At 42.2% G+C, this 5,245-nt stretch carries 7 protein-coding genes; 6 read left to right on the top strand and 1 reads right to left on the bottom strand.

The genetic code is table 11. The annotated features are described in order from the left end of the window. The 5 genes from LC574_RS25335 to LC574_RS25315 form a co-directional block, all read left to right on the top strand. The coding region (locus tag LC574_RS25335; RefSeq protein ID WP_229456301.1) for a Uma2 family endonuclease at positions 1-453 on the top strand (453 nt) is incomplete at its 5' end. Positions 454-466: 13 nt separating this feature from the next. Further along, on the top strand, positions 467-1,267 hold the full coding sequence (locus tag LC574_RS25330) for a 16S rRNA (uracil(1498)-N(3))-methyltransferase (protein WP_229456300.1): 801 nt from the start codon (positions 467-469) through the stop codon (positions 1,265-1,267). 60 nt (positions 1,268-1,327) lie between these two features. Then, positions 1,328-2,392, top strand: coding sequence for a tetratricopeptide repeat protein (locus LC574_RS25325; protein WP_229456299.1), 1,065 nt, complete (start codon positions 1,328-1,330; stop codon positions 2,390-2,392). Between the two features lie 130 nt (positions 2,393-2,522). Further along, complete coding sequence (locus LC574_RS25320) at positions 2,523-2,699, top strand: hypothetical protein (protein ID WP_306422158.1); 177 nt, start codon at positions 2,523-2,525, stop codon at positions 2,697-2,699. 5 nt (positions 2,700-2,704) lie between these two features. Continuing rightward, positions 2,705-3,193, top strand: a complete 489-nt coding sequence (locus LC574_RS25315; RefSeq protein WP_229456298.1) for an after-VIT domain-containing protein — start codon at positions 2,705-2,707, stop codon at positions 3,191-3,193. A 43-nt stretch (positions 3,194-3,236) separates the two neighbouring features. Here the strand turns inward: LC574_RS25315 and LC574_RS25310 are convergent, their stop codons facing one another. Next, complete coding sequence (locus tag LC574_RS25310; RefSeq protein WP_229456297.1) at positions 3,237-3,761, bottom strand: hypothetical protein; 525 nt, start codon at positions 3,759-3,761, stop codon at positions 3,237-3,239. 647 nt (positions 3,762-4,408) lie between these two features. Between LC574_RS25310 and LC574_RS25305 the strand changes: the two genes are divergently transcribed. Beyond that, a complete protein-coding gene (locus tag LC574_RS25305; RefSeq protein ID WP_229456296.1) occupies positions 4,409-5,044 on the top strand; it encodes a triacylglycerol lipase in 636 nt (211 codons plus the stop codon). Positions 5,045-5,245: the final 201 nt, after the last annotated feature.

Genomic DNA, 5,245 nt, shown 5'->3' with positions numbered 1-5,245 from the left:
CTTGTGCTGTGTGAAGAATTTGGTTTAGAAGTTAAAAGCGCTGGCTCGTTGACTATGACGCGGGATGATTTAGAGCAAGGAGGTGAACCGGACAGTAGTTACTATATCCAAAATGAATTGTTAGTCCGCAACAAAGAAAATATTGACCTGAATACAGACCCACCACCAGACATAGTACTGGAAGTGGAATATTCCAGACCTAAGATAGACAAGTTAAGCCTTTATGCTTCAATGGGAGTCCCAGAATTCTGGCGGTATAACGGAAATGTCTTAAGAATCTACGTCCTTAACAGTGGACAATACTCGCAAAGCGATCGCAGCCCAACTTTTGCGCCTGTGCTGGTAACAGAGATTCCCCGATTTATCCAAGAAAGCAAGAAAGTTGGACAAATAGCAGCAACTCGTGCTTTCCGTACTTGGGTTAGACAGCAGATATCTACAGCAGGGCAATAATTTATTAAAAAAAATGTCTCAACTGCAAAGAATTGCGATCGCACCCTCCCAATTCCAACAAGAGCAAATTTTGCTCACTAAAGAACAGCAACATTATTTGGGGCGTGTGTTGCGCTTGCGTGAAGGCGATCGCTTTATTGCAATGGATGGTAAAGGAAAATGGTGGTTAGCGCAGTTAGCAGGGGAACAAGCACGGGTTTTAGAAACACTTTCAGTAGAAACAGAATTACCTATATCAATTACGCTCATGGTAGCGTTGCCCAAAGGCAATGGATTTGATGAAGTTGTGCGGTGTTGTACAGAGTTAGGAGTAGCTTGTATTGCACCAGTATTGAGCGATCGCACTTTGCTTCATCCTAGCCCTCAAAAGCTCGAACGCTGGCGGCGCATCGCTGCGGAAGCCGCCGAGCAATCAGAGCGCTCATTTGTACCAACAATTTTAGAGCCTGTTGCTTTTAATACGAGTTTGTCATTTGCAAACAGCCAGCAATATATCTGTGTGGCGCGTGGTGAGTTTCCCCATTTAAAAGATTGCTTACAATACAAAGGACAAATGACAAATGATATAGCGCAAAGTCTGAGCGGAGGTTTCCTCCGTTCCCCGAAGGGGTTGCCGCAGGCATCAGAACTTTGTAAGACAGGACAAGAAAGAATTGTCATTGCTACTGGCCCAGAGGGAGGATGGACAACACAAGAAATCGAGAATGCGATCGCATTTGGATTTCAGCCTGTTTCCCTTGGTCGCCGTATCCTGAGAGCAGTTACAGCCCCAGTAGTAGCATTATCCTTGATTACCGCAACTTGTGAAGTATAAATGATTTATAGCTCACGCAAAGGAGATTTTGCGCGAGACATTGATCCAGTGGATTGAAACATGATTGAGCAAGTTGCGATCGCCTTTGAGCATAAAGATTATCAAAAAGCTGCTAAATTACTGAAACAGCTGCTAGTAGAATCACCAGAACATCCTTGGGTACAATTTTATCTCGGTCGGCTGCATGAAGTATCTGGAAAACGCCAGGATGCAGAAAAAGTTTATCGGCAACTGCTGCGAGATACGAGGAATACTAGAATAGTGACCCTCGCACGTGAAGGTTTGCGACGGCTACAAGAAATGGAACTAGAAGAAAGACAAAGAGCCATTTCTCAAGCAACAGCCGAAGCAAGTGACATTGAACTTGGTGTACTAATATTAGAGCCACTCAGTAACGAACTCAAAACAGAAACATCTCGAAAATTTGCCCAGATTATGCAGCTAGACCCTTACACTGCAAGGCTAGTACTACCAAGTCGTGGCTGGAGGTTGTACCGCACTGGCCAAGTAGGAGAACTAAGATTTTACGGTAAACAGTTACAGCAGGCTGGCATTCCTTGCTTTTGGGCAACAATAGCTCAAATTCAACAAATTCAAGTTTATCAAGTCAAATATTTCCAAGAATCTACTCCACAAGGTACTGTTGTTTGCCGTAATGAGACAAATCAACTCGGTTCTCTTACCTTTGACTGGTCAGAAGTCACAGCAAGAGTAGTGGGACTGTTACCTATTTTTGAACAAGTTGTAGATGTTGATGCCCACCGGAAACTGGAATGGAAAACTCAAACACAAGACTATGCCCAGTTTTGTGATTTACACATACCTGGTAGACGTTGCATTCTCCGACTTTATGATAACGGTTATGAATTTCAACAAGGTTTAGAAATTATTCCCCAAGCTAGCCAAAATACAATCAGAATTAATTGGAATAGTTTATCAAGTTGGATTGACCAGCAACTACCTCAAGTCAAAATTTGGTCAGATTTCACATGCTTTGCAGATACAACATTAGATCAAACAGAAATGCTGGGTCATATTAAGTCTCACATTCATTTGTTGCGTAGGGAACAGACTAATTGGGACTCAGCTTTTCATTTATATAGTGGACTGGTGTTTGTTAAATAATTCGTAATACTTCGGCTACGCTCAGTACAAGTTCGTAATGACGCTCGTTCGCCCTTAGCGTGCCGTAGGCAAGACTCGCTAACGTAATTCGTAACGCGGCGGGCATTTCGCAATATATCTGATTCCAGCTTTGGAATATTCCATTGATGAAATTGTCCCCAAAGATGTCGTATTTTTGGTGGATACTTCCGGTTCCCAATCTGGCGATCCGTTATGGAAGTGTCAGGAATTGATGCGGCGATTTATTAATGGGTTGAATCCCAACGATGCTTTCACAATTAGTTTTGTTTGGTCGCAAACAAGATAAAGCTAGTGGTACTCTGCAAATCTCCGGCTGGTGGTTTTGCGTCTAAAATATCACTTTCAAAGCCATCAGCGCCACCCTCAGCAGACGTTCCAAATTTTCTCCAGCAAAAGCGATCGCCACAATCCCCAGTAGCCAAAGAAGTTAATATCTCTTTTAAGAGCTTTGATTCCCAGGAGATGGAACAAGATGAAATACCAGACGCAGCCATCAACCATCAGTTAGAAGTTATCAGCGCCACTGGTTTAGATGAAATAGCAATTGCTGACTTAACCCAACACCTTCAACAATTAAACTTTCCTTCAGGCTTCAGTGGTGAAATCGTCTTTGAGTTCACTGTCAACAAAGGTCGGGTCGGAGGGATAATGTTAGACGAGGAAGCCTCAACCCAAAAAGATGCAGTTGTAGTGGAGAAAATTAAGCGATCGCTCCTAGTTTGGAGAGTTCTTCCATCTACAACTGGTAAACTTGTCTTAATATTGCGTATTCACACTTAACTCATCGGTAGTATAGAGACGCGAAATTTCGCGTCTCTGTAATTTAACCAGGGGTTTTAACCTGACGTGCCATGTCTAAGTAAGCGCTCATATTTGCCCCTGGACGCCGACGACCATTAGAGCTAGTAGCCGAAGGAGCGAGATATTTAGGCGCAAACGTAGTTTCTTTTGGCTCCTCTTTGAGGACTTTAGCTGCTGCGGCTTTTGCATTTTTGCCAGGTTCAACTTTAAGACCCTCAGCAGTTTGCACTAGCGTAACATCCGCTGGTTTGGGATTTTTAGCTGATTTTTCCTTACCCTTAGCTGCGGCGGTTTTTGTTCCGTTCAATGAAGCTGGCTTGGATGCTTCTGGCGCTTCTGATACAACTGTCTCTGTTACTTTTTTAACATTCGATGCAACTGTATCTGCTACTTTCTTCGCGTTCGATGCTACTTCTTTTGCAGCATCTTTAGCAGCATCTTTGGCTTCGTCCAATTCCAAGAAGTAGCCGTTGCTTTTCTTCTTCCCTGGTAACAGTCCGGTAATGAAACCCAGAATACCCGAAATTAACTTTTTGATAAAATCCATTACAATTACTCCTGCCTTTTACCTTTTATATTTGAAACTCGACCGTAATTGTTAAAAATTACGACAAAATGTTACATTTTCTACTTTCTGCCACCCTATTGTGGTGACAACCCTTATAGGCTTGTGCTTAATCAACATTTTAGTAAAACCACAGGGCAAATGTTTTTTTTGCAAGCACTTGCAACCTGTATACACCGAGAACTAATTATTAAATTTTACTGTAACTAAGAGCAAGATTCTGAAAGCAGGCTTTACAAAAATTAACATTTCTTTGTTTGAAAATTGCTGATTGAAGAAAACAACCAGTGAGGAGAGTGTCAGCCCCTTCGGGGAAGTCAAAAGTCAAAAGTCAAAAGTCAAAAGTCAAACATTTTGAACCCCATACTTCGGCTACGCCCTTCGCTTACGCTCAGGCCAAGCTCAGTAACCATAAATAAATTTAGGGGCTTGTACCTTTTTCTTTCTGGTCATAGCCTGTTGGCAAATAGCGCCGGCTATAAGTTAAATTTTATACGAACTATCTTTGGGAGGATTTCAGTTTTGCAAAAATGTCTTTTAAAGAATCCGAAAAGCAACAGCTTCAGTTTGTAGAGCAGTATGTACCTACAAAAGTGAAATACACCCCTTAATTTAGCCAGATTTTGTAAATGAACATTGAAAATCAACAACGCAATCCCGTTTTGTTAATACATGGGATTGACGACACAGAGGCAGTTTTTCATAAAATGGCGGCTCAGTTAAGACTACAGGGTTGGTCTGTATATTCCCTGGATCTCGTACCTAATAATGGTAATGTGGGTCTTGATGAGTTAGCAAAGCAAGTAGCAGATTATGTTACAGCCACCTTTGCACCAGAACAACACCTGGATTTAGTTGGCTTCAGCATGGGAGGAATTGTCAGCCGTTACTATGTCCAGCGACTGGGAGGAATTAACCGCGTTCAGAGGTTTATCACAATATCTTCGCCCCATCATGGAACCGTGGTTGCTTATGGTTCCCGGCGTCCTGGTTGCGTACAAATGCGCCCCGACAGCATTTTTCTCAAAGATTTAAATTCTGATGCTGTAATATTGGGGCAGCTAAATTTTACGTCTATCTGGACACCTTATGATTTGATGATTGTTCCAGCGAATAGTTCACAAATGTCCGTAGGAAGCGAAGTCATAGTACCAGTTGCTCTACACCCTTGGATGCTGACAGACCCCAGGAGTTTAGCAGTAGTAAAAGCAGCTTTAGCCGAGCCTATTAAGCTACCCTTACTGAATAAAAAATCCAGTCAGTAGCTAGTACCGCAAGTGTATTCCAAGCTCTTGCGCCATTTGAAATGGTATGTTTATTTACGCGCCCACTGTACTAAAACCTGCATTCCGCAGATGTAACTCATATTACTGGTAATTTTGAAAAGTCTAGTCCAGAAAATTTTTATTAGTCTAATCTTTTGGGGTTGAATTCACTTTTATTTCCAACAATTAGGGAATCTACCA

The organism is Nostoc sp. CHAB 5715 (assembly GCF_020829685.1).
Classification (GTDB): domain Bacteria; phylum Cyanobacteriota; class Cyanobacteriia; order Cyanobacteriales; family Nostocaceae; genus Nostoc.
The sequence above is the reverse complement of the archived record's forward strand: the minus strand, read 5'-3'. Positions and strand labels throughout refer to the sequence as shown.

Excerpts from the sequence above, each read along its gene's own strand:
- LC574_RS25310 (WP_229456297.1), bottom strand. The coding sequence starts at position 3,761 with ATGGATTTTATCAAAAAGTTAATTTCGGGTATTCTGGGTTTCATTACC.
- LC574_RS25325 (WP_229456299.1), top strand. The coding sequence starts at position 1,328 with ATGATTGAGCAAGTTGCGATCGCCTTTGAGCATAAAGATTATCAAAAA.
- LC574_RS25305 (WP_229456296.1), top strand. The coding sequence starts at position 4,409 with ATGAACATTGAAAATCAACAACGCAATCCCGTTTTGTTAATACATGGG.
- LC574_RS25330 (WP_229456300.1), top strand. The coding sequence starts at position 467 with ATGTCTCAACTGCAAAGAATTGCGATCGCACCCTCCCAATTCCAACAA.